At 59.5% G+C, this 23,027-nt stretch carries 16 protein-coding genes; 10 read left to right on the forward strand and 6 right to left on the reverse strand.

What is annotated here, in order from left to right:
- Positions 1-113: 113 nt before the first annotated feature.
- A complete protein-coding gene (locus M1R55_RS26400; RefSeq protein ID WP_249395959.1) occupies positions 114-995 on the reverse strand; it encodes an aldo/keto reductase in 882 nt (293 codons plus the stop codon).
- A gap of 61 nt (positions 996-1,056) precedes the next feature.
- The gene (locus M1R55_RS26405) at positions 1,057-2,073 is read right to left on the reverse strand and encodes a LacI family DNA-binding transcriptional regulator (protein ID WP_249395960.1); all 1,017 of its coding nucleotides are present in this window, start codon (positions 2,071-2,073) and stop codon (positions 1,057-1,059) included.
- Positions 2,074-2,437: 364 nt separating this feature from the next.
- Here M1R55_RS26405 and M1R55_RS26410 point away from each other — a divergent pair, with 364 nt between their 5' ends.
- The 7 genes from M1R55_RS26410 (at position 2,438) to M1R55_RS26440 (ending at position 10,819) form a co-directional block, all read left to right on the forward strand.
- Positions 2,438-3,694 (forward strand): ABC transporter substrate-binding protein, encoded by a 1,257-nt coding sequence (locus M1R55_RS26410; RefSeq protein ID WP_249395961.1) that lies wholly within the window; start codon positions 2,438-2,440, stop codon positions 3,692-3,694.
- Positions 3,695-3,838: 144 nt separating this feature from the next.
- A complete protein-coding gene (locus M1R55_RS26415) occupies positions 3,839-4,816 on the forward strand; it encodes a carbohydrate ABC transporter permease (protein ID WP_249395962.1) in 978 nt (325 codons plus the stop codon).
- Between the two features lies 1 nt (position 4,817).
- Entirely contained in the window at positions 4,818-5,696 is an 879-nt protein-coding gene (locus M1R55_RS26420) for a carbohydrate ABC transporter permease (RefSeq protein WP_249395963.1), read from the forward strand.
- 37 nt (positions 5,697-5,733) lie between these two features.
- Entirely contained in the window at positions 5,734-7,080 is a 1,347-nt protein-coding gene (locus M1R55_RS26425; RefSeq protein WP_249395964.1) for a GH1 family beta-glucosidase, read from the forward strand.
- A 439-nt stretch (positions 7,081-7,519) separates the two neighbouring features.
- Positions 7,520-8,515 (forward strand): glycosyltransferase family 2 protein, encoded by a 996-nt coding sequence (locus tag M1R55_RS26430; protein WP_249395965.1) that lies wholly within the window; start codon positions 7,520-7,522, stop codon positions 8,513-8,515.
- 164 nt (positions 8,516-8,679) lie between these two features.
- On the forward strand, positions 8,680-9,462 hold the full coding sequence (locus tag M1R55_RS26435) for an ABC transporter permease (protein ID WP_249396131.1): 783 nt from the start codon (positions 8,680-8,682) through the stop codon (positions 9,460-9,462).
- A gap of 73 nt (positions 9,463-9,535) precedes the next feature.
- Positions 9,536-10,819 carry an ABC transporter ATP-binding protein gene (locus M1R55_RS26440; RefSeq protein ID WP_249395966.1) on the forward strand — a complete coding sequence of 428 codons (1,284 nt, stop codon included), beginning with the start codon at positions 9,536-9,538 and terminating at the stop codon, positions 10,817-10,819.
- On the opposite strand, the gene M1R55_RS26445 is transcribed toward M1R55_RS26440, so the two are convergent.
- The 3 genes from M1R55_RS26445 to M1R55_RS26455 form a co-directional block, all read right to left on the reverse strand.
- Positions 10,806-12,008: an acyltransferase gene (locus tag M1R55_RS26445; protein ID WP_249395967.1), complete on the reverse strand. Its 1,203-nt coding sequence runs from the start codon at positions 12,006-12,008 to the stop codon at positions 10,806-10,808. The two genes, M1R55_RS26440 and M1R55_RS26445, sit on opposite strands and share 14 nt — an antisense overlap.
- On the reverse strand, positions 12,005-12,904 hold the full coding sequence (locus M1R55_RS26450; RefSeq protein WP_249395968.1) for a glycosyltransferase: 900 nt from the start codon (positions 12,902-12,904) through the stop codon (positions 12,005-12,007). The genes M1R55_RS26445 and M1R55_RS26450 overlap by 4 nt, the downstream gene beginning before the upstream one ends.
- Positions 12,905-13,343: 439 nt before the next feature.
- Positions 13,344-14,294 (reverse strand): transcriptional regulator, encoded by a 951-nt coding sequence (locus M1R55_RS26455; protein ID WP_249395969.1) that lies wholly within the window; start codon positions 14,292-14,294, stop codon positions 13,344-13,346.
- Between the two features lie 241 nt (positions 14,295-14,535).
- Here M1R55_RS26455 and M1R55_RS26460 point away from each other — a divergent pair, with 241 nt between their 5' ends.
- The 3 genes from M1R55_RS26460 (at position 14,536) to M1R55_RS26470 (ending at position 20,201) form a co-directional block, all read left to right on the forward strand.
- The gene (locus M1R55_RS26460) at positions 14,536-16,395 is read left to right on the forward strand and encodes a glycoside hydrolase family 2 protein (protein ID WP_249395970.1); all 1,860 of its coding nucleotides are present in this window, start codon (positions 14,536-14,538) and stop codon (positions 16,393-16,395) included.
- A gap of 128 nt (positions 16,396-16,523) precedes the next feature.
- Positions 16,524-17,651, forward strand: a complete 1,128-nt coding sequence (locus M1R55_RS26465) for an aldose epimerase family protein (protein ID WP_249395971.1) — start codon at positions 16,524-16,526, stop codon at positions 17,649-17,651.
- Positions 17,652-18,326: 675 nt separating this feature from the next.
- Complete coding sequence (locus tag M1R55_RS26470; protein WP_249395972.1) at positions 18,327-20,201, forward strand: NPCBM/NEW2 domain-containing protein; 1,875 nt, start codon at positions 18,327-18,329, stop codon at positions 20,199-20,201.
- Positions 20,202-20,465: 264 nt separating this feature from the next.
- Here the strand turns inward: M1R55_RS26470 and M1R55_RS26475 are convergent, their stop codons facing one another.
- Positions 20,466-22,904, reverse strand: a complete 2,439-nt coding sequence (locus M1R55_RS26475) for an AAA family ATPase (RefSeq protein ID WP_249395973.1) — start codon at positions 22,902-22,904, stop codon at positions 20,466-20,468.
- Positions 22,905-23,027: the final 123 nt, after the last annotated feature.

Raw genomic sequence — 23,027 nt, forward strand, 5'->3', positions numbered from 1 at the left:
CCAATGCGCCGAAGTCTACAGGTGGTGCTGGGTTCAGTCAAGTGATACAAGATATTGACTTTGTAGCGGAAATCTGTATCTCTACTCTCTAGCTTGAGCTTCAGCGGTGTTGCCTAAACTTCTCCCTGCCACTGGCTTACATACGGCCCGAATGCGGTCATCACACGTTGAATCTCGGATTCCGGCAGCGGGCCACGCGCCACAATCGCAGCGTTGTGCGTCAGGCGTTCCAGCTTGGCTGTGCCCACGATGACGCTCTGCACGCCGGGGGCAAAGGTGCTGAAGCGGAGCGCGAACTCATCCCAGTCAAGGTCGCCGGGGGTCAGGCCGCCCTGTTGCAAGCGATCCCAGTAGGCTTGCTCATACTGGCCTGTCGGACGCTCTGCAAAACGCCACGCGGCGTTGGCGACGGGGCGCTTGGCAATAATTCCCAGCCCGCGTACGGCGGCATCCGGCAGCACCTGGCGCAGGCTCCACTGATCCACCACATTCACGCTGGTTTGTAGGCTCCCGAAGTGAGGGGATTGGGCAGCCCACGCCAGCGCGTCATTCTCGCCGCTGTAGGCCGCCACCCGAATCTCACCGCGCTGGCGGGCGGCGTCCAGAGCGCCAAGCAACTCCTCTTGCCGCAGGGTTTCCAGCGGGCAGGAATGCAGGTGAAAAATATCGATCACGTCGGTTTGCAGGGTTCGCAGCGCGCGTTCGATGCCCAGCCGAATGTTTTCGGGCGTCCAATCGGGCACGCCATCTACGCCGTAGCCACCTTTACTCGACAGCACGAACTCGCCGCGCCGCGCTTTTAGGTGCCGTCCGATCCGTTCTTCAGACAGGCCGTAGCCGCGGGCTGTATCGATGAGAGTGATGCCCAGATCCAGCGCGTGGTGCAGCAGCCGACCTGCATCGTCTTTTCCCAGATCCGGACTGCCGATGTGCCCCGCCCCGAAGCCGAGGGCGCTGACGCGAAGGCCGGTGCTGCCAAAATCACGAGCAATCATGAGGGCACTGTAGCGGGGCAAAGCCTCACCCAGCACTGAACTTAAAGGTTCGCTTCGCCGCCTAGCGGCGCACAGCGCGCGTGCTCTCGCGGACGAGCAGTTTGAGGTCCAGCGGCGCCAACTGGGCTGCCTCTCCGCCCATCAGGCGAACCGCAGCGTGGGCTGCCAGTTCGCCCACTTCCTGCGCCGGTTGGCGAATGGTGGTCAGGGGCGGCACGACGTAGGCACTGACCGGCAGGTCGTCAAATCCCACCAGAGACACGTCGTCAGGAACACGCAAGCCCTTGCGGTGCAGCGCCAGATTGACACCGAGCGCCATCTGGTCGTTTCCAGCAAAAATGGCTGTAAAAGGGGTACTGTTTTCAATCAGTTGCATGGTGGCGCGGAAAGCGCTGGTTTCCAGAAAGTCACCCTCACAGAGCCACTCGGGGCGCACGTCGAGGCCGTGGTCGCGCATGGCGTCGAGGTACCCCATGCGCCGCGCTACGGCGTCTTCCTGAGAGGTGGGGCCGCTGATATGAACGATTTGCCGGTGGCCCAGTTCAATCAGGTGACGGGTGGCCTGGTAGGCTCCGCCCCGTTGATTGAGGTTGATGGTGGGCGCTTGTACATTGACGCCCGCGCGTCCGACCAATACCAGGGGCATCCGCGCAGCGAGGTCTTGCAGGCGGGATTCGGAGATCAGGCCGCCAACCACCACGATGGCGTCCACATTGTGATCCAGAAACACCTGCAGCGCCTCTTCTTCCAGTTGCAGGTTCCAGTGGCTGCTTTTAAAGAGCGGGTGGTGTCCGGTGCGCTCCAAAATCCGCTCGATTCCCTTGATCATTTCGGCGTAATACGAACTGCTGATGTCCTCGACCAGCACGCCCACCGTCTGCGTGCGGCCCCGAACCATGCTGCGGGCCACGGCACTGGGCCGAAAGTTCATCTCGCTCAGGACACGTTGCACGTTGACCTGTAGCTCGTCGCGGACCTTCTTTCCGTTGATGACCCGTGACACCGTGCTGATGGACACGCCTGCCCGCTGGGCGACGTCACGGATAGTCAGGTTGCGATCAGTTCCCACGGAGGTCATTGCTGAAAACGTTATCACGGCGGGGTGCAGCTGTATAGCGGCCACAATTGGTCTGCTGCTGGAAGCCTGTTCGGTTGGTTTGACCTGTCTGGGAGGGGACTCGACGGGTGATCGGTAAAACGATTAAGGTCAATTTTAGGATTGTGCCCCTGACCAGAGGAGGAGAGACCTTGACCAATGGATATCCTACCCCCTTGCAAAAAACGTTTTCTGTCTGTATTCTCGAAGGGATCAATAACCTAGCTTCCTGATGAACCAACCTCCGGTTCTCGCCCTCTTTCTGTTGCTTTTGCGACTCTAGAAAACGTTTTCTACAAACCGTGGCGCTATCCATGCGCTTTCTCTCTGACCCTGGAGGTCCCCCATGAAATACACCCGCACGCTGGTTCTGGCCCTTACCTCTGCACTGACCCTGGGAGCTGCCCAAGCCCAAAAAACCACGATTACGGTGGGCGTATTTCCCGACCTCGACAGCGTGATCAAGGCTGCCATCCCAGGCTTCAATAAGCTCTACCCAAACGTTGAAGTGAAGATCAGCTCTCTGGCCTACGCAGATCACCACAACGCGCTGACCACCGCCCTCTCCACCGGCAAAGGGGCTGGGGACGTCGTCGCTATCGACTTCGGTTACGTGGCCAAGTTTGCAGAAGGCAACGGCATGACCGACCTCAACAAGGCGCCCTTTAACGCAGGCCAGTTCAAGTCCAGATTCGTGAGCTACACCTTCCCCCAGGCCACCACTCAGGACGGACGGATGGTCGGAATGCCCACCGACGTCGGTCCTGGTTCGATGTTCTACCGCACCGACCTGCTGGCCAAAGCCAAAGTCACGCCTGCACAGCTGAATGCCAGCTGGGAGAGCTATATCGCCAACGGGAGAAAAGTGGTGGCGGCCAATCCCGGCGTGTTCCTGATTCCCGACGCCTCGGAAGCTGCAGGGATCATCTTGCGTACCGGACTCAAGAGCGGCGAGGGCATGTACTTCGACAAGAGCAACAAAGTGCTGGTCAGCCCGACCAACGCCCGGTTCGTGCGGGCCTTCACGGTGGCCAAGCAGATTCGTGATGCCAAGCTTGACGCCCGTGCCGGCGCCGCCTTCTCGCCTGAGTGGACGACGGCTTTCCAGAAGGGCAATCTGGCCACCGAATTCAGCGGAGCCTGGCTGGTGGGCCACATGCAGAACTGGCTGGCCAAGGATTTCGCAGGCAAATGGGGCGCGCAGAACCTTCCTGGCAACAGCTTTGCCAGCTACGGCGGCTCGTTCTGGGGAATTCCGACCCAGAGCCAGAACAAAGACGCTGCCTGGAACTTCATCAAGTACCTGACCACCAATCCGGCCCAGCAGGTGTTGGCGTTTAAGACGACCGGAGCCTTCCCCGCCCTGAAAGCTGCACAAAATGATCCCATCTTCAATCAGGGCGTGGCCTACCTGGGCAACCAGAAAACGCGTCTGCTGTGGCGCAGCGCCGCAGCCAAGATTCAGCCGATTGATGTGAACAAACTTGACCCAGTGGCCGAGCAGATCGTGAACGACGCCCTGAGCGAAGTACTCAGCGGCACCAAGGACATCCCCACGGCCCTCGCGCAAGCACAGCAACTGGTGGAGCGCCGCGCCCGCTGAAGCCTGAACTCAGTCCTGATTCTGTCTGGGACTGCTGAATAGACCAACGCGCCCCATTTCTTGCCTGCGCGTCTGGGGCGGCGACCGTCAGCCGCCGCCCCAGACGCTTTCTTTCTTGCCTGCTCTGTTCAGGAGGCTCACCGGATGACCGCTACCCCGTCTCCACCGTCTATACCCCAGCAGGTCAACAGCCGTTGGGACAAGTTTCAGCGGCGCTACGCGCCCTATATTTTCATCAGCCCGTTCTTCCTGCTGTTCTTCGCGTTCAGCCTGTTTCCGATCCTGTTCAACGCTTACCTGTCGGTGCACAACTGGCAACCTGGGAGCGGCCTGGGCGATATGAAGTTCGTGGGTCTGCGCAACTTCACCGACAACCTGACCGACCCGACCTTCTGGCTGTCGCTCCGCAACACGGCGATTCTGGCCTTAGAGAGCGGCGTGCCGCAGCACCTGATTGCTCTGCCGCTGGCCTTCGCGATTCACATGGGGTTAAAGCGGGTGCAGTCGCTGGTGACAGCTGTCTATTTCCTGCCCTACATCACCTCGGTGGTGGCGATTTCGGTGGTGTTCTTCACGCTCTTTTCCTGGCAATACGGAGCGCTGAACGCAGGCCTGAACGCGCTGCACAACCTGCCTCTGATCGGCGGCCTCTTCCCCGGCGAAAAGATCAACTGGTTGGGCGAGGCGCAGTACGTGCAGCCTGCAATCGCAACGGTCGTGGTGTGGCGCTATGTGGGCTGGAACGTGCTGCTCTACTTGGCCGGACTCCAGGCCATTCCGAACGACATCTACGAGGCCGCCAGCATTGACGGCGCCACCCGCGCTCAACAGTTCCGCTTCATTACGCTGCCGCTGCTGCGGCCTACCATCTTCTTGGCAGTCACCTTGACCCTGATCGGCGGTTTCCAGCTGTTCGAGGAACCCTTTGTGCTGACCAACGGTACGGGTGGCACGGGCCAGCAGGGCCTCACCACCATCATGTACATGTTCCGCACCTACAACGCCTATTCTGATGCAGGCGTGGCCGCCGCGATGTCTTGGCTGCTGTTTGCTGTCATCGGCGTGCTGTCCCTGATCAATAACCGCATCTTTGGCCGCAGCGGTCTGGCCGGGAAGGACTGATATGACTTCTACTCCCCTGGCTACGCCCGTCGTCCAGCCCCGCCGCCCCTCGCGGGGCACCAAGCCTCTCAGCCGAGCCGCTGCAATCTTGCTGCTGGTTCTGGGCGGCATTCTGACCCTGCTGCCCTTTTACTTTATGTTCGTGTTCGCCACCCATCCCCGGCAAGACATCTTTTCGTTGCCTCCGCCCGTGTGGTTCGGCAGCAACCTGGAGGCCAATTACACCAGTCTGCTGGGGCGGACTCCGTTCTGGCGCAACCTCTGGAACAGCCTGTATCTGGCCGTATTGACCACCGCAACGACGCTGTTTTTCTGCACACTGGGCGGCTACGCCTTCGCGATGTACTCCTTCAAAGGCAAAAAAGTGCTCTTTAACATGCTGCTCGCGACCCTGCTGATTCCCAGCACCCTGAACATCGTGCCGTTCGCGCTGATCATGCAGGCCATGGGCTGGATCGACACGCCCCGCGCCCTGTGGGTTCCGGGTATGGCCAGCGCTTTCGGAATCTTTCTGATGCGCCAGTACATTGGCACGGCCATTCCCATCGAACTGGTAGAGGCCGCCCGCATTGATGGATGCAGTGAATTTGGCATCTTCCGCCGGATCATCGCGCCGCTGTCTGCACCTGCACTGGCCACCTTGGGCCTGGTCACGTTCGTGCAGTCCTGGAACAGTTTCCTGGGGCCGTTGGTGATCTTCCGCAGCGCCGAAACCTACACCGCTCCCCTGGCCCTGCGCACCCTGCAAGGCATCGCTAACACTGATTGGGGGGCCCTGATGTGCGGCGTGGCCCTCACGGTTCTGCCCCTGCTGATTTTGTTCGCCATTGCCAGCCGCCGCCTGATCGACGGTCTGACCAGCGGCGCCATCAAAGGCTGAGCGCGTTTTTCGCCCCTCTCCCCTCTTTGGAGTTTCCATGACCAGCCTGCCCCAAACTGTTTCCACTCCTGACGTAAAAATCTCCGACCTGCTCCGTTCCGATTTTCCGGCCCACTTCACCTTTGGCGTGGCGACTTCTGCCTTCCAGATCGAAGGAGCCACGCAGGAGGGCGGGCGTGGGCCGAGCATCTGGGATACGTTTTGCCGCGAACCGGGCCGGATTCGGGACGGCAGTAACGGCGACGTGGCCTGCGATCATTACCACCGCCTGGACGAAGACCTTGACCTGATTGCCCGCCTGAACGTATCGGCGTACCGCTTCAGCGTGGCGTGGCCGCGCATTCAGCCCACCGGCACTGGCCCCGCCAACGAAGAGGGCTTGGCGTTCTACGAGCGCCTGATCGACGGCCTGATCGCGCGTGGCCTGGAGCCTCACCTGACGCTGTACCACTGGGATTTGCCGCAAGCCCTGCAAGATCTGGGCGGCTGGACACACCGCGAGACGGCTTACCATTTTGCCGAATACGCCCGGATCGTGGCCGAACGCCTGGGGCCTAAAGTCAAGAGTATTGCCACCCTGAACGAGCCGTGGTGTAGCAGCATTCTCAGCTACCAGATTGGTGAGCACGCCCCCGGTTGGCACAGTCGCCCCGCGGCCCTCGCGGCCGCCCATCACCTGTTGCTGGGGCACGGCCTCGCCATGCAGCAGATGCGGGCGCTGAATCTGGGGGCCGAGCTGGGGCTGGTGCTGAATCTGGATTCGGCCTATAGCGATACTCCCGACGATTTGCCGGGCGTGCAACTGGCAGACGGCACCTTCAACCGTTGGTTCTTAGACCCTGTGCTGCGGGGCCAGTACCCGCACGACATCTGGACACACTACGGGGCCGACGTGCCAGACGTTCAACCCGGCGACCTGAACATCATGCAGACCCCTATGGACTTCTTGGGCGTCAATTACTATTCCCGCACTTTCGTCAGTGCGGCGGGCCGCAAGCCGCAAGGCGCCACGTACACCGACATGGGCTGGGAAGTGTACCCGCAGGGCCTGACTGACCTGCTGGTGCGCCTGCACCACAGCTACGCGGGCCTGCCGCCTCTGCTGATCACCGAAAACGGCGCGGCCTACCCCGACGAACTCGGCACCGACGGCCAAATTCACGACGTGGCCCGCGTGGAGTACTTGCAGCAGCACCTGAACGCCGTGCGCGAAGCAATAAAGGCAGGCGTGGATGTGCGCGGCTACTTTGCATGGAGTCTGATGGACAACTTCGAATGGGCGTATGGCTACGGCAAACGTTTTGGGCTGGTGTACGTGGATTATGAAACGCAGGCCCGGACATTGAAGGACAGTGCCAAGTGGTATCAGGGGTTTTTGGGCTAAGGAGGTCACGCGGTACGACCTGCAGTTAAGTGCCGTGCGGGTGGGCCGTCAGCCGGGCCAATACGGACTCCGATGGAATTCCGTGGTGTTGGGATCTAAGTACTGGGATTAACTTCGAGTGGCGCGGGTCAGAGGAACTACTGACTCTGTGTAAAAACACAAGAAACGAGGGCGGGTCAGGCGTTCACAGCGCTCGGCCCGCCCTTGTCTGGGTTTAGGCGTCAAGCCCAGTCTGTACAGGCTGCCTATACACCCTCCAGACCGTTTGACCGCCGATTTGCCCTACGCTGAGGGGAAGGCCAATACTCCAGGGCCAAAGACGTTTCTGTTACGCAGCTTTGACTACTTTGACGACCAACCAAGGGTGCATGCTGTCCCGCATCGACCCTCCGAACCGTTTCTCCATTTGCCCTCTCGCCCGCGTCAAAAAGAGTTTGCTGTGACTGAATCTGTTTCCCCTGTCTTCTCAATTATTGTGGCCGTCTACAACGCACAGCGTTATCTGGAAGAGACGTTGCGGGCGTTGTCGGCCCAAACCTTTTCGGCCTTTGAAGTGGTAATGGTCAACGATGGGTCAACCGACCAGAGCGCCGAGCTGGCCCAGAAATTTTGTGACCAAGATCCACGGTTCCGGCTGTTCCATACGCCCAACCAGGGCATTTCGCCCACCCGGAATCTGGCTGTGCAGCACGCGACTGCGCCGTGGATTGCGGTGTGTGACGCCGACGACACGTGGACGCCAGACAAATTGGAACTCCAGCACCGTTTTATTCAGCAGTGGGCGGCCACCCAAGCAGAGCCGATGCTTGCGCTGGGGACATCGGGCGACCTGATCAACGGTAAAGGCGAGCAGATCCGGATGGTGAATACCCAGGAGCGGCCCTGGCCTACGGTGCTGCACGACGAGGCCACCTTGCACGAGCTGCACATGATCAATTCCTCGGTGGTCTTTCAGCGTGAGGTTTTTCTGCGTCTGGGAGGCTACCGCGCCGAATACACGCCCACCGAGGACACCGATCTGTGGGTGCGCTTTTCGGAACACGGGGCCGTCATCAACATGCCCGACCACCTCACGCATTACCGCATGCACAGCAGCAATATTTCGGAATCACACTACCCGGTCATGATTCTCAATTTGTACCGCATTCAGGCCAATACCGAGCGGCGGCGGCAGCAGTTGCCCGAATGGAGCGCCGAGCAATTTACAGCCCGAATGCGCCAGAACCGCCCGCAGTATGTCCGCACCATGAAAAATTTGCAGCACATGAAGTACTACAACCGCGCCAAAAACCGCTGGGGCAACGGGCACTACCTGGGGGTCGTGGCTCCCTTGGTGCAGGCCTGTCTGGTGTCTCCGAGCCGCACTGTGAAGCTGTTTCTCCGCAGCGAGGTCTACCGTACCAGCCGTCTGCACTGGCGCAGGCATCCGGGATGACCCTGTGAAATACGGCAACAAAGCTGCTCAGAGGGTGCGCTTTGATTCCTAATTCCGCGCTCCCTGACGCCGCTCTGCCCGACTCTGCTGTTCCCACAGGCGGGTCAGACGAGTCAAAACCGTTGCCGTTCGAGTTGATCATCGGCGGCTCAGGTGCGGGCCGAATGGCCTGGTCAGAGTTGTGGCGATACCGCGAACTGCTGCTGTTTTTGGCCTGGCGGGACTTGCTGGTGCGCTACAAGCAAACGGCGATTGGCGTGGCCTGGAGCGTTGTCCGGCCTCTGGCGACCATGGCTATTTTTACCTTCGTGTTCAGCCGGGTCGCGCAGTTGCCCACCACCGGAGACGCCCCTTACGCCGTGCTGGTCTACGCCGCCATGTTGCCGTGGAATTTTTTTGCGGGCGCATTGGCCGACAGCAGCAATTCTCTTGCCAACAACGCTTCGATCATTACCAAGGTCTACTTTCCGCGCCTGCTGATTCCGGCCAGCACCGTGTTGGTCAATCTGGTGGATTTTCTGATCTCGCTGGTGGTCTTGTTGTTGCTGATGCTGGTACTGGGTGCCGACTTTTCGTGGCGCATGCTGCTCTTGCCGCTGTTTCTTCTGCCCGCCCTGATGGGAGCCTTTGGGCTGGGCCTCAGCCTCGGTGCCCTGAATGTCAAATACCGTGATGTCCGGCACCTGATTCCCTTCGTGACCCAGTTCGGCCTGTACCTATCCCCAGTCGGCTTTAGCAGCACCGTGATTCTGGAGCAGTGGCGTCTGCTGTACTCGCTCAATCCGCTGGTGGGCGTTATCGACAGTTTCCGCTGGGCCATTGTCGGTGGGGCGTCGCCTTTTCCCTGGCAGTCGGTGCTGATCTCGGTGGGGGTCGTGTGCGGCCTCTTGGCGCTGGGCCTGTGGGTCTTCCGCCGCACCGAGCAGCACTTTGCTGACGTGATCTGAGCCAAACGACGCCATTGACCTTGAACATCATTCTCGTATTGAAACCGCCATTTGTCAGCAGGGAGCGACCAGCATGACCACCATGATCGAAATTCAGCGGGTGTCCAAACGCTATATGCTGCGGCGAGAAGCGGCCCCAGCCCCCACCACCTTGCGGGAAGCGCTGACCCGTAGACCGCGCCGGGCAACCGCACCCACCGACGATTTCTGGGCGCTCCGGGACATATCCTTTAAGGTCGAGCAGGGCGAGCGCCTAGGTATCGTGGGGCGCAACGGGGCCGGAAAATCCACCCTGCTCAAAATCCTCTCGCGGATCGTGCAGCCGTCGAGTGGGCACATTGGCATGCGGGGCCGCGTTGCCAGCCTGCTGGAAGTGGGCACCGGCTTTCATCCTGAACTGACAGGCCGCGAGAACATTTTCTTGAACGGAGCCATTCTGGGCATGAGCCGCAACGAAATCCGGCGGCGCTTCGATGAAATTGTGGCCTTTTCGGAGGTCGAGCGGTTTCTGGAAACCCCCGTGAAGCACTATTCCAGTGGCATGTACGTGCGGCTCGCCTTTTCAGTGGCCGCCCATCTGGAGCCGGAAATCCTGATCGTAGACGAGGTGTTGGCAGTGGGCGACCTCGCTTTTCAAAAGAAGTGCTTGGGCAAGCTGCAAGACGTGGGCGAGCAAGGCCGAACCGTCATTTTTGTCAGTCACAATCTGGCCGCCATCAATCAGCTGTGTACTACGGGCGTGCTGCTGGACGGCGGGAAAGTGCAGCAGGCTGGCCCGGTGGCCGGGGTAGTGTCGGCCTATCTGGGGCAGCACAGCGTGGCCCGCACCAGCGCCGACCTGCACCACCGGGCGGGGCGGCCCGGCAGCGGCGGCGTGCAGTTCTTGTGGGCGCGGTTGCTGGGGCCAGAGGGTCAGCCCCTTCAAACCGCTTCTTTGGGAGAAGACCTGACCGTCGAATTTGGGCTGGAACTCACGGCGCACGAGTTCGGCAATCCGGTGCAGTTGTCGGTGCTGTTGCGGGCCTCCGACGGCACACCACTGGCTAACCTGACCGATCTGGACGAACGCTTCCAGATCAGCAGCGCGGTGCGGCAACACACCGTGCGGGTTCGGCTCAGTGACCTGCGGCTCTACCCTGACACCTATTTCTTCAGCCTGTGGGCGGGCAGCGATTACGGCGACCAGACCTACGATTTTGCCGAAGACTGTTTGGGCTTTGACGTGGTGGACGGCGGGCAGCTCACCTCACGTCGCCTGAATCTCAAGGCGGGCCGCATCTTCCTGAGTGCCGATTGGAGTCAGCCCAGCGGGAACGCTGTTCCACCGCCCTCTGCTGGCCTCCTCAAGACGGATTGAGTCGGGGGCCATTTTTTGCCCACTTGCGCCGCAAAAACTGCTGGGCAGGACGTTCCAGCAGCTTGTACGTCAGAAGAGACAGCGGAATCAGCAGCGCGAGATACACCACAAAAAAGCTCAGATCCAGCGGCGTGCCAGGTAACAGACGCCGCCACGCACTGGACAGCCATTGGAGCACAGGAATGTGCAGGATATACAGGCTGTAGCTTGCCTCGCCCAACAAGACTATAGGCGGCCAAGCAAAGGCCCGCGCGATCCAGCCTCCGCCGTGCGCCAAGCCCCACAGCAGCAGGGCCAATACAGGCACGATCAGAGTATTGCGCAGAAACGACGGAACGAACAGGTGGGCAAAGGTCATGATCAGCACCGTTCCGGCCAACCCCAGCACGGTGGCCCAAACCGCCTGCCTGGGCGAAGACCTGCGGCCACGGAGAAAACGTGCGCCCAACAGCATGCCCAGCAGGAATTCGGGCAAGCGGAACAGGGGATTGTAATAGAAGGTGTCGGCCACCAACGACTCCTCTGGAAAGGGCCGTTCTGACAGCAGGAAGTACAGCAGCGGCGGTGTTAGCGTCAGGCCCCAGAGCAGCAGGGCAGTCCAACCCAGCTGTCGACCCCGGCCCTGACCGGCACGCCACACGCCGAACCCCAGCGCCAGGGGAAATAAGGCATAGAAAAACGCCTCGACAGACAGGCTCCAACCCGGACAATTCCAGATGCAGGCCGTCTGGGGCAGCCACGCTTGCAGCAGAAGGGGCGACAGCAACGCCGCCCCCCACTCGGTGGCATTGGGCCAGCGGTGCAGCACGGGCAGCAGGAAGTACGGTGCAGCCAGCAGCAGTCCCAGCAGATACACCGGGTAAATCCGCGCCAATCGTGCCAGCCAAAAGGCCCGCTGTGGGGTATTCAGTTTGCCTTCGGAGGTGGCATAGGTGTAGGTCAGAATGAATCCCGACAGGATAAAAAAGAACGTGACGCCCACTTGCCCCGACCGAATAAATGACATCAGTTCGTCCGGAATCTGGCCTTCTAATGTTTTGCGGCTGTGGAGGCAGACCACCACTAGGGCCGCTGCGAACCGCACGCCCGTCAGTGCAGACAATTGGGGCAAACGCGCCGGGGCTGGCGAGTCGGGCGGAGCAGGCTGCCCCCGCTTTACGCCCGCATGCTCGGTCGGGGCCGAGGTCACAGCCCGTGCCTGAAAATAGAGCGGATAAACAGGGCGTCTTTGAGGCTCTTGACCTCCCAGACCATCTTGAGGGCGCTGCCGAGCAGGTCAGGCGAGAAGAGGGCCTGAAACCGGCTGCACCCCCGCTGCCGTATTTTGAGGCCAAACTGCCACCACAGCACCGACCCGATCATGCGCCTGTAGCTGCGGGGATCGTTGGGAAAGTTCTTGGCCGCCGCCATCCGGCAGTACTTCAACATAAATTCGTAGTCCTTGTGCATCTGCGTGCCGTGAATTCGGTACACCGAAAACAGGCCGGGCAGGTAGCCGAACGTTCCGGCCCGCTCGCAGCGCACCCAGTAATCCCAGTCTTCTGCCGCCCGCAGCGCCGGATCGAACCCGCCCACTCGGTCTGCCAAGCTGCGCCGCAACAGGGGCGACATCACGGGAAACACGTTGGTATATACGTAAGCCTCACGCAAAGGCATCTGCCGAATCCGGATCACTTCATCGTTCAGAAACTGCAAGTTCTCGTCGGCGCGGCTGTAATCCGAGTAGACCAGATCAACGTCCGGGTGGGCCAGCAGATAACCGAGTTGCTGTTGAATTTTCTCCGGGTGAATCACGTCGTCTGCGTCCAGATAGCACAGGAATTGACCGCTGGAGGCCTGAATTCCAGTGTTGCGGGCTGAGGGAAGGCCTGCATTGGGTTGGCAGACCACTTTCACGCGCGGGTCACGGGCCTGATACTCCCGCAACACTTCTTCGGAGTGGTCTGTCGAGCCGTCGTTGACCACCACCGCCTCCACATGGGGGTAAGTTTGCGCCAGCACGCTCTCTATGGCCTCTGGAAGATACTGGGCCGAGTTGTAAGCGGGAATAATCACGGAAACGAGCGGGGGGGCGGGCTGATTCACCTACGGCTCCAGAGCGCCTGACTTGGACGCACTTTCGGGGGAAGAAACGGGCTGATTCGTGGCCATGTCTTTCTCACAGATAGTTTACTTAAATAAAACAAGACAGTCAGCATATAATTCTGAAATTAAAACCAGGGTGAACATGGAGAGATGTTGATTCCTTCTGGATGGTTAGGTTACAAAGCGTACATTCAGCTACGTCAGTCCAGTAGTTGACACGAGTTACACTTTTCAAAGTGGGAACATACAGGCACGATTTTGGAGATTTAATACTACTCGGGCTTAACAGGAATCAACTGTCTCGTATCGGGCGTTACAGGAACGCTTCCCTTTGATGGAGATGCAAAAAAAGGTAAAGACCGCTTAATGTAGCGGAGCTCAATCTAATTTTTAAATGGACATGCGAAGTTTTAATTTGTGATCTAGAGCGGGACAGTCACTATTTTTCGGCGTTCCCGAAAGCGTAGCGCAGGCGCATCTGCAAATCTTGCGGGTAATTGCCGAAGTGGCGGCCAAACAAGTTCAGGCCACCCTGATGGCGGGCATCCGGCTTCACGCCGAGGCGAATGCGGATGTGGTTGCTCTGGTTCAGTTTTAGCTGCTCCAACGCCACACCCGATAGCCGCTCGCCGTCTATGTATGCGCCTTTTGGGGTCACGCGCCAGCGTTTCAGGAAACCGTGCGTAGTCTGGTTGGCGTCCCACCAGGCGGGCGTCAGGTGGGCACGCACGCCGCCCAGATCGCCGGGGCACGTCCACGTGCCGACTTCGACCTCGTTCACCCACAGCGTCAGGTCGGAGGGCCAATCGGGGTTGTACTGCGGCGCTTCCGAGCAGACTTCCATACTCAGTTCAAACTCGGTAGCCGCCGACCCAAGCGGCAAATTGTTGGGAAAGGTGTATTCCACATGCCCCGATTTGCCGAACCAGAGGGCCTGTGCAAACACATGTTCCGGCTCGAAAAAGGCGCGGGGATCGTCGAGCAGGCCAATCAATTTGTGTTCCGCTGACAGGCCGCAGGTCGGCTGGGCGCTGATCTGGGTGTAGTTGCCGATGGGCATGCTCACGTCCACCACGTCGTCTGCGGCCTCGACCTCCGCGCCGGGCAGCCTGAATTCCAGTTGATCGTAGCGCTTGCTGATCAGTTTTTGAGAACCGCGTGTGCCGGGCGAATACTCCACTTCCAACAGGCCCGCCGATTCGAGGTGCTTGATATGAAAGCTGACGGTGGAGTGTGGAAGGCCAAGTGCCGCCGTCAGTTCCGTCAGGTTGAGGACATTGTGCGACAGCAGGCTCAAAATTTGCAGCCGCGTATCGGAATTCAGTGCATTGGCCACCAATTTCAGGTCACCGCCCTCCACGACCCTTTGTTTCCTAAACAGACCACCCATGCAGTTCCTCCGTGTACGACGCAGGTTTTGCGTTGGCCTGCATCCTAACAGACTGACCCCCGGTTGGTTTTTGCGGTGTTGATCTGCCCCCACATCAGCTATTGCCTATAGCTGATGTCATTTGTGACTGCAGTTACTATCAAAATATCTTGACAATTAGCAACTTCGCTCTTAACATTAATGTTGACTTTAGAAATACTCACGGACGTTTGCAGATCAGCGAACGCCGCTCAGGAGAAGCATGCAAAAAATCCACCCTCGTCCCCTCATGCAGCGCCACCAGTGGTTTGATCTGGACGGAGCCTGGGCCTTTGCCCTCGACTCCAGCGCGGTTCATACCCACCCCAGCGCAGTGGAGTTTGACCGCCAGATCACCGTGCCTTACCCACCCGAAAGTGTGGCGAGCGGCATTCATTTGCAGGCGCATGGGCGGGCGGTGTGGTACCGGCGCACCGTGGACTGCGCCGAGCAGTGGGGCGGCGTCAAGGCAGGCGAGCGTACCCTGCTGCACTTCGGGGCCGTGGATTACTGCGCCACCGTGTGGATCAACGGGCAAGAAGTGACGCAGCACACTGGCGGCCACACCTCGTTTTCGGTGGACATCAGCGCCTTTGCCGCCGCGCCGTTTGAATTGACGGTGCGGGCCGAAGACGACCCCTTGGCCCTTGATCAGCCGCGCGGCAAGCAGGATTGGCTGGCCGAGCCGCACTCCATCTGGTATCCGCGCACCACGGGCATCTGGCAAACGGTGTGGCTGGAGCGCGTGCCCGCGAGTGCCGTGCAGAGCCTCGAATTCGAACCTGACCTGAGCACCTGGGGCGTGCATGTGCGCCTGCAGGTGGCCGGATTCCGCCCCGGCATGAAGGCCAGAGTCGTGCTGAAGGTGGCCGGAACGGTGCTGGAAGGCACAGGCCTCGAAGAAGTACTGGCCGACGACATCTACACCCTCTCCAGCCCCGAACTACACCGGGTCATTCCCCTGCTCGATGGCGGCATCGACAGCCACCGCAACGGCCTGCTCTGGAGCCCCGAACACCCCCAACTGATCGACGCCAGCGTGGAATTACTGTACGGCGGCGAGGTACTCGACCACGTGACGGGGTATACCGCCCTGCGCTCGGTGACCATCGAACAGGGCCGCTTCTTGCTGAACGGTTCGCCGTATCCCCTGCGCATGGTGCTGGATCAGGGCTACTGGCCCGAATCCCTCATGACCGCCACCGCCGAGCAGCACCGCACCGACGTAGAACTGACGCGGCGGCTGGGGTTTAACGGCGTCCGCAAGCACCAGAAGCTGGAAGACCCGCGCTACCTGTACTGGGCTGACCGCCTTGGCCTGCTCGTTTGGGCCGAAATGCCAAGCGCCTACCGCCTGAGTGACCGCAGCATCCACGCGATTACCAAGGAGTGGTTGGAAGCCGTGCAGCGTGACCGGGGCCACCCCTGCATCGTAGCCTGGGTTCCGTTTAACGAGTCGTGGGGCGTGCCCGACCTGACCCGCCGCAGCCGTTCGCGCACCTTCGTGAGGGCGCTGTATAACCTGACCCGCACCCTCGACCCCTCCCGCCCCGTCATCGGCAACGACGGCTGGGAAAACGACGCCACCGATATCCTGACTATTCATGACTACACCCCCGATTCGGACGTGATCTTGGAACGCTACAGCTCCCGGGAGCGCATCCGTGAGACGCTGCTGCACGCCCGCCCAGGTGGCCGCAATCTTTTGCTCGATCCCGCGCTGGCCGACCAGAATCTGCCCGTAATGATCACCGAATTTGGCGGCATCGCCTATATCACCGACGCTCAACGGGGCTGGGGCTACAGCCACGCCAACGACGACGAAACCTTCACCGCCCATTACGAGTCGCTGCTGGGTGCCGTTCACGAGTGCGCCCACATCACGGGCTTCTGCTACACCCAGCTGACCGACACCTTTCAGGAAAAGAACGGCCTGCTGGATGAATACCGCCAGCCCAAGGGCGACGCGGCAAGGCTGATGCTGGCGACTCGCGGCCCCCGTGACGCCCGTACCATTGATAAAACCTTGATTCCTGATCCCTTCGGTTACAGCCTGGAGTGGCAGGCCAAGCAACCGCTGTAATAGCCTGAATGCAGCGCAGGCGGAAAGCACCCGGCACCGTGTTCACCTTGTGCTGAGGTGCGTTCCGTCTGTTTTGGCCTCCCCACCGCGCCCACTTTGCTTTGCCCGACTTTCCGAGGACTGAACCCATGACCCTGACTTCTGAACCGAACGTGACCCAGATTCCCTGGGGCCAGACCCCCGCAGGCGAACCCGTGACGCTCTACACCCTGCACAACGCCGGAATGCAGGTGCGGATCATCAATTATGGCGGCGTGATCGTGGGCGTAGACGCGCCTGACCGTGACGGGAACTTGGCCGATGTGACGCTTGGACATGACGATCTCACGCCGTACCTGAGCCGCGACACGTCGCCGTATTTTGGGGCGCTGATCGGGCGCTACGGCAACCGCATTGCACGCGGAAAGTTTGAACTGGACGGGCGGCAGTATGCGCTGGCCTGCAACAACGGTCTGAATGCCCTGCACGGCGGGCCGGGCGGCTTCGATCAGCAACTCTGGCAGGCCGAACCCACCACCAGTTCACTGGGGGCCAGCCTGAGCCTCAGCCGGGTCAGCGAGGACGGCGAGGAAGGCTATCCGGGCCGTCTGAGTGTCTCCGTCACGTACACCCTGACGCCCGACCAGACGCTCAGAATCGATTACGTGGCCCAGACCGACCAGCCCACCATCATCAATCTGACCAACCATACCTACTGGAATCTGGGCGGCGGCGTCCGAGATGTGCTGGATCATCTGTTGACCGTCCAGGCCGACACCTACACTCCCACCGACGAAACCCAGATTCCCACAGGCGAACTGGCCGATGTCACGGGCACGCCTTTCGATCTGCGGCGGCCCACGCTGCTGGGAGACGCTCTTGCCGTGCCGCACGAGCAACTTCAGAGAGCGGGCGGCTTCGATCATAACTTCGTGCTGAGTACCGCAGAGGATGAAGGCGTCGGCGTGGGCCTGCTGGACGCCGATGGAGTCGGCAAGCTCCGGGCCGTCGCCACGTTGCAGCACCCCGCCTCTGGCCGCTGCCTCAGCGTCAGCACCACCGAACCCGGCATTCAGGTCTATTCGGGCAACTTTCTGGACGGCAGTATTCACGGCAAAGACGGACAAGTGTACGGCCACCGTTGGTCGGTGTGCCTGGAAACCCAACATTTTCCTGATAGCCCCAACCAGCCGCACTTTCCGTCCACGCGCCTGGAACCAACTCAGACCTATCAGTCCAGCACTATTTACGCTTTTTCGGTAGATCAACCAGAGTAAAAGCGGTGTGGCATAGGCCTAATTTTTCGCAGTAGGCGCAACCAATCTGCATAAAACTCGACAACAAGTTCCATCAGGCAGGCATAACAACTAGCGCAGCCGACAGCATTTACGCTGTCGGCTTTTTCATTTTGGCGTGCCCGGCTGTTCTCCCGGCAACTCGGTCCATACCTTCCTGCAACCCAGCCTGTCCAGACCCTCTCAAGTCTGCAGATGAGGTTTCCAGACCTTAATGTCACTGATGAATGAAAACGGTTGCAATGTTGACTTCTCCACAGATTCAACCTTCTTATGCAGAAAGTTCGAAAAGTTAGGCACCGAAAGTGCCAAAAACACATCAAAAACTTTTGTCAGAATATGACAACAGTACAAATCTGGCATGTTAATCCAAGGCATTTTCTCATGAGAGATGGGTTTTCGCGCTGACCGTTTAGAGATTTTTAACAGCCGCTAAAATTAATGACCGTTAACGTAGGCCTATCCCTGAGATCAGAAGGTCTTGGCGGAAGAAAAGAAACTTCAAAGACCACCTCTCCACCGCACTCTTTGGCGTAGTAAAGCCGACGAGCTTTACCTCTGCTCTGCCCTTAATTGTTTTGAATCCTCCCTTGTTCGACGGTGCTCTTAGCGCGCTGTTGTCGTCGCTCTCGTATTCCTTCCCTCCAGGAGACCCTCATGTCACTGAACGCTTTGATTTCCCACCGCGCCCTCCGCTCCGCCTTGCCCGTTGGTCTGATGCTGCTGACGCTGGGTCTGTCGGCGTGTAATTCGGGAACGACCACAGTGACCGCGCCCCCAGCTCCCGTTGCCGAAGGCCCCGCAGATTCCGTGTATGACGGTCAGGATCATTCGTGGACGAGTGGGGCGCCCACTTCGCCTCAGCCTTTGGCCTTGGGCACGGGCGACAATACGCTTAGTTACGAGTTTTGGACGGCTGCGACCAACGCCTGGGGGCCGATCGAAAAAGACCGCAGCAACGGCGAAAATCTGGCAGGCGACGGACGCACCCTGACCTTGGCTGGCCAGACCTATGCACGCGGATTCGGTGTCCACGCAGGTTCCAGCATGACCTTTACGTTGGGCGGCAAATGCAGCACCTTCTCCACAAAGATTGGTGTAGACGATGAGGTGGGGAGTAAGGGCAGTGTGATCTTCAAAGTCGTGGCCGATGGCGTGACCCTCTTTGACAGTGGTCTGATGACTGGGACGAGCGTCACCAAAACTGTGAATGTCAGCGTGGCAGGCAAGCAACAACTTCAATTGGTAGTGACGGATGGTGGGAACGGCATATCGTACGACCACGCCGACTGGGTTAGCCCCATGTTGGGTTGTACCGTGACTGTCGCCGCCCCTGCACCCGTCGCTCCTGCACCTGTGCCCCCCGCCGCCCCTGCACCCGTCGCACCTGTACCTGTGCCCCCCGCCGCCCCTACCGAAATCACCTACAGCGGGCCGATTGTGATTACCAAAGGCGGCACCTACTCGGGCAACTGGGAAAATACCCTGCATAAGCCTGCGGTGTTGATCCAAACCAGTGAACCCGTGATCATCGAAAATTCCAACATTCGCAGCCGGGGCAACTTGATCAGCGGCTTTGCCAACCGCCTCACTGTCCGCAATACGCGCGGCTACGCCCTGAATCCCAACGTTGCAGGCAAGGCCGCAGGCCGGGCCGTCAACGCCGAAGAATTCCTGAACTTGCGCGTTGAAAACAGCTATTTCGAAGGGTCCACCGGTATCTATGCCCGGGCTTTCCGGGGCAATGCAGCGGCCGGTGACACCATCAAGATTTTGCGCAACCGCTTCAAGAACACCGATGGTCGCCTTAGCGACGGGGCGGGTGGCTACAACGGCAGCTATGACGTTGTGGCGGCCATCTTGTTCAACAACGTCAAACGCTTGCCGAACGTGGAAATTGCGTGGAACGAGATCATCAACGAACCCGGCAAAAGCCGCACCGAAGACAACATGAATTTCTATCTCAGCAGTGGCACGCCTTCCAGCCCCTTCCTGATCCACAACAACTACATTCAGGGCGCGTATGGCATGTCGCCCACGACTGAAGCGACCTATGCTGGGGGCGGCATCATTTTAGGCGATGGCTTGGTCACTGATCCACTAGATACGGGGTATGCCCGGGTCTATAACAACCAGATCGTGAGCACGACCAACTACGGGATTGCTATTGCCGGTGGAGTCGACAACCAGATGTACAACAACCGTGTCCTGTCCAGTGGCCGGTTGGCTGATGGTCAACGCATCCCAGCGGCCAACGTGGGCCTGTACGTGTGGGATCCGACTGGAGCGGGCCAACTGTCGCCGGCCACCTTCGCTAACAACCGCATGGAGAACAATGTGGTCGGCTGGACGAAAGTCGCCGCTGACGGCAGCACCAACAACAACCCCATGTGGTTCCCCCACTGCTCCCTGAACGGCACCCTCTGCGCGGGCAACCAAAACCTCGGTATCATCACCCTCGACATGGAAAAGCAGGAATATCAGGGCTGGCTCAGCAAGATCAGCGCCAATAACGTCAAAGTTGGCCCCTGAATCTGAAGTCGCAGCCTTGATGTCTAAACACTAACCCACCTTCAACGGAAGTGGCGCTCGGGATAAAATCCCATGCGCCACTTCCGTGTTGAGGTCTTGGATGTGCTTTAGGAGTGATCACCTTACAAACAGCTTTGGATCTGAAAACTACCAAAATTGTATAATGAGGCAGGTGGTGGCTAATTTACTGCCATCTAAAGCGTTTCTTGTACAAAACTAGCTGGGCAACGCATTCGGTATGCTGAAGACTACTGAATAGTTTAATTAATAGCTTAAAAGATTTTGTTCGTTGACAAAGATGGCTTTAATAGTCAGCGAAACATTGACAGCACGTACACTCAGTTCCAAAGTCTGGGCCGGAGAATCTTCGAGCGTAAGCCCATGTTCCATCCAGCTGCCTAAAGCGACATTGGAGTGAACGTGGTGCCGAATGCCGCCCTCATGATAATGGTCCTGTTCGAAGGGCACCAACACCTGAGCTGTTTTCGAGCCTTGCAGCCCAAGACGCAGGGCAAAAGGTGCGAGCATTGGCCCCAGTTCTTCCCCGCCGCCGTAAACGTCGAGGCGCCACATCAACCGGATGCTTAAGGGCAAGAGACTCATTCTCGCAGGCAGATCAAAACGCAGGGTCAAGGTCGAGGGATGTCCGTACCGGCTGGAACTCAGCACGGTCAATCCGCCTCGATTGCCCGACAGTAAATATCCCTGACGGCTTACAGGCATTTCGGTGAGTGGCATGTGCCCAAGCTCTGCAGGCAGGTCGATCAAGGGCACGGGCAAGCGTTGAGGCGACTGAATCGGGTGCTGTCTCAGGGGGCTGTCGTCAGGGAGGCGCACGGTATAGAGGTCTTGCAGGGCCGCCGCTTCTTCGGGCAAATTGGCACGGGCGGCGTAATAGCCTGCCAAGCCGGGCGACTGTTCTGAAAGGGCGGTCATGAGCCGCCGCCGAATATCTTGGCGCAGCAGTTGAGGCAGCTGACTGGCCAACGTGACGCGCATGCCCTCACTCCTGAAGGCGTAGTGCGGTTCAGCCGTGGTACTGCCGCGCTCAGGCAAACAGCCCGGCCAACGCAGCGGCACTTCCGGCTCGGCTTCGACCAACACATGGTGCTTCAGGGCCTCGTACAGCAGCGCTTCTGTACCGCCGATGGATTGCCCCAGCACGGCACTGGCAAGGCCCGCGTCAAACTGACCATAGATCACGCTCAGGCGTTCTACGGCTTCGCGCATGGGCAAGGGCCAGTGGTCGACTTCATGGCTGAGCGTCTCGCGGAGCGCCTGCGGGAAAGCGGAGCCGCCGTTCTGTTCTAAATCAGCCGTCTGGTCGATCAGACTCAGCAAATGCAGGGGGTTGCCCTCGCTGCGCTGCACCAACCGCGCTGCCAACGCCTGCAACTGCTCGATGGGTTCAAAGGGAAACTGAGCTTCCAGTGCATGTTGAACACTGAGCGTCGACAAGGGTGGCAGCGCCAGTTCGAGTCGGCGGGCACGGTCAAGTGAACTGCGCATTGCGCGGGCCAAGGGCACCTGCTCGGCGGGTTCGCGGCTGAGAATCAAAAAGACCCGCTGCGTGTCCCCAGAAGCCTCAAACAAATATTCAAAGAGTGGAATAAGTTCAGGGGGCGCGTCCTGTGGCCGGTCAAAGATAAGAAGCACGGGCCGGGGCACCTTCGAGAGCACGTGCGCCACCTTCACCACATCTTCTTCTAAGCTGGCCGGTTTCATTAGCAGGCGGTTAAGGGCCTCGGCACTCGCCTCATCACACAGCTTGAGCAGGGCCTGGGCCAGGCTGGCCAGCATCAGGCGGCTGGAGCGCAGGCTGGACACCCGCACCTCTTGCCAATTGAGTTGCTGCGCTACCGATTCGGCCAGGTGGCTTTTGCCGCTGCCGGGAGGCCCGTGCAGCACCACCAACTGAGACTGCGCTTCGGCCCGCCGGAACGCCTGGCGCAGCTCGTACTGCTCATGAGCGCGGTCAAAATTGACGGCCCCGATTTTAGAGCGGTTGGGCTGAAGGGGTTCTGGCGAGGTCTCCGCCATTCCGGCAGAGGGCAGACTCACGGGTCTCATCGGGGTCAGCGTGACCGTGCGTTCTGGCCCACGACTTGCGGGAGAAAGGGACGAGCCAGCGGCAAGGGCCAGAACTGGGGGTGCGTCCTGGAGTTCGCTGGGGTCTTCCAAATCCAACGACCTGGCCCGTTCGGCAATGAGGCGCGTGGCCCACGTATGGTTTTCGCGTGCGTAACGCCAGTACATTCGGCTCAGGTGCTGCTCTATTTGCTGCGTCATGAGCCAACGCTGCTGATCCACCCAACTCTGAAAGGTCGAGCTGCCCAGATCTTCAAGGCCAGTGAACGGCAGGCCGCGAATCATGGCCAGCCAATCGGTCAACTGACTCTGATTCATTGATCGGTTGGCCGACTCACACCACATCTCAAAATCACTGGTGACATTTTCCAGATGAAGAAGCTGGTGGCTAGACGGAAACACATTCAGTCCAGCAGATCTGATCCGGGCCAGTTCTACACGCAAATTTTTACGTGCCTCGGGCGTATTCCAGAGCAGATTAGACAGCCGCTCGCGGTGCTGGGGCTGTTTTTCTATGTACAGATAAATAATGAGGGCCACAGCCTTGGCCGACAAAGGTACCGTCCGCCTTGCCAGCGTAATGTGGGCATGGCCCAAAAGATGAACAATCAGCACGAGAACTCCCTCCTTGCTCCAGTTCCCGCCCTGTCGTTTGGGCTTTGCGGGAGCACTCTCTTCGGTAAAATTTGCTGCACCCTTATAGACGAACCGGAAGGATTACTTGCTTAAACTCGACCA

The sequence above is a fragment of the Deinococcus sp. QL22 genome (genome assembly GCF_023370075.1).
Lineage (GTDB): Bacteria > Deinococcota > Deinococci > Deinococcales > Deinococcaceae > Deinococcus.

Excerpts from the sequence above, each read along its gene's own strand:
- M1R55_RS26400 (WP_249395959.1), bottom strand. The coding sequence starts at position 995 with ATGATTGCTCGTGATTTTGGCAGCACCGGCCTTCGCGTCAGCGCCCTC.
- M1R55_RS26405 (WP_249395960.1), bottom strand. The coding sequence starts at position 2,073 with ATGACCTCCGTGGGAACTGATCGCAACCTGACTATCCGTGACGTCGCC.
- M1R55_RS26410 (WP_249395961.1), top strand. The coding sequence starts at position 2,438 with ATGAAATACACCCGCACGCTGGTTCTGGCCCTTACCTCTGCACTGACC.
- M1R55_RS26415 (WP_249395962.1), top strand. The coding sequence starts at position 3,839 with ATGACCGCTACCCCGTCTCCACCGTCTATACCCCAGCAGGTCAACAGC.
- M1R55_RS26420 (WP_249395963.1), top strand. The coding sequence starts at position 4,818 with ATGACTTCTACTCCCCTGGCTACGCCCGTCGTCCAGCCCCGCCGCCCC.
- M1R55_RS26425 (WP_249395964.1), top strand. The coding sequence starts at position 5,734 with ATGACCAGCCTGCCCCAAACTGTTTCCACTCCTGACGTAAAAATCTCC.
- M1R55_RS26435 (WP_249396131.1), top strand. The coding sequence starts at position 8,680 with ATGGCCTGGTCAGAGTTGTGGCGATACCGCGAACTGCTGCTGTTTTTG.
- M1R55_RS26440 (WP_249395966.1), top strand. The coding sequence starts at position 9,536 with ATGACCACCATGATCGAAATTCAGCGGGTGTCCAAACGCTATATGCTG.
- M1R55_RS26455 (WP_249395969.1), bottom strand. The coding sequence starts at position 14,294 with ATGGGTGGTCTGTTTAGGAAACAAAGGGTCGTGGAGGGCGGTGACCTG.
- M1R55_RS26460 (WP_249395970.1), top strand. The coding sequence starts at position 14,536 with ATGCAAAAAATCCACCCTCGTCCCCTCATGCAGCGCCACCAGTGGTTT.
- M1R55_RS26465 (WP_249395971.1), top strand. The coding sequence starts at position 16,524 with ATGACCCTGACTTCTGAACCGAACGTGACCCAGATTCCCTGGGGCCAG.
- M1R55_RS26470 (WP_249395972.1), top strand. The coding sequence starts at position 18,327 with ATGTCACTGAACGCTTTGATTTCCCACCGCGCCCTCCGCTCCGCCTTG.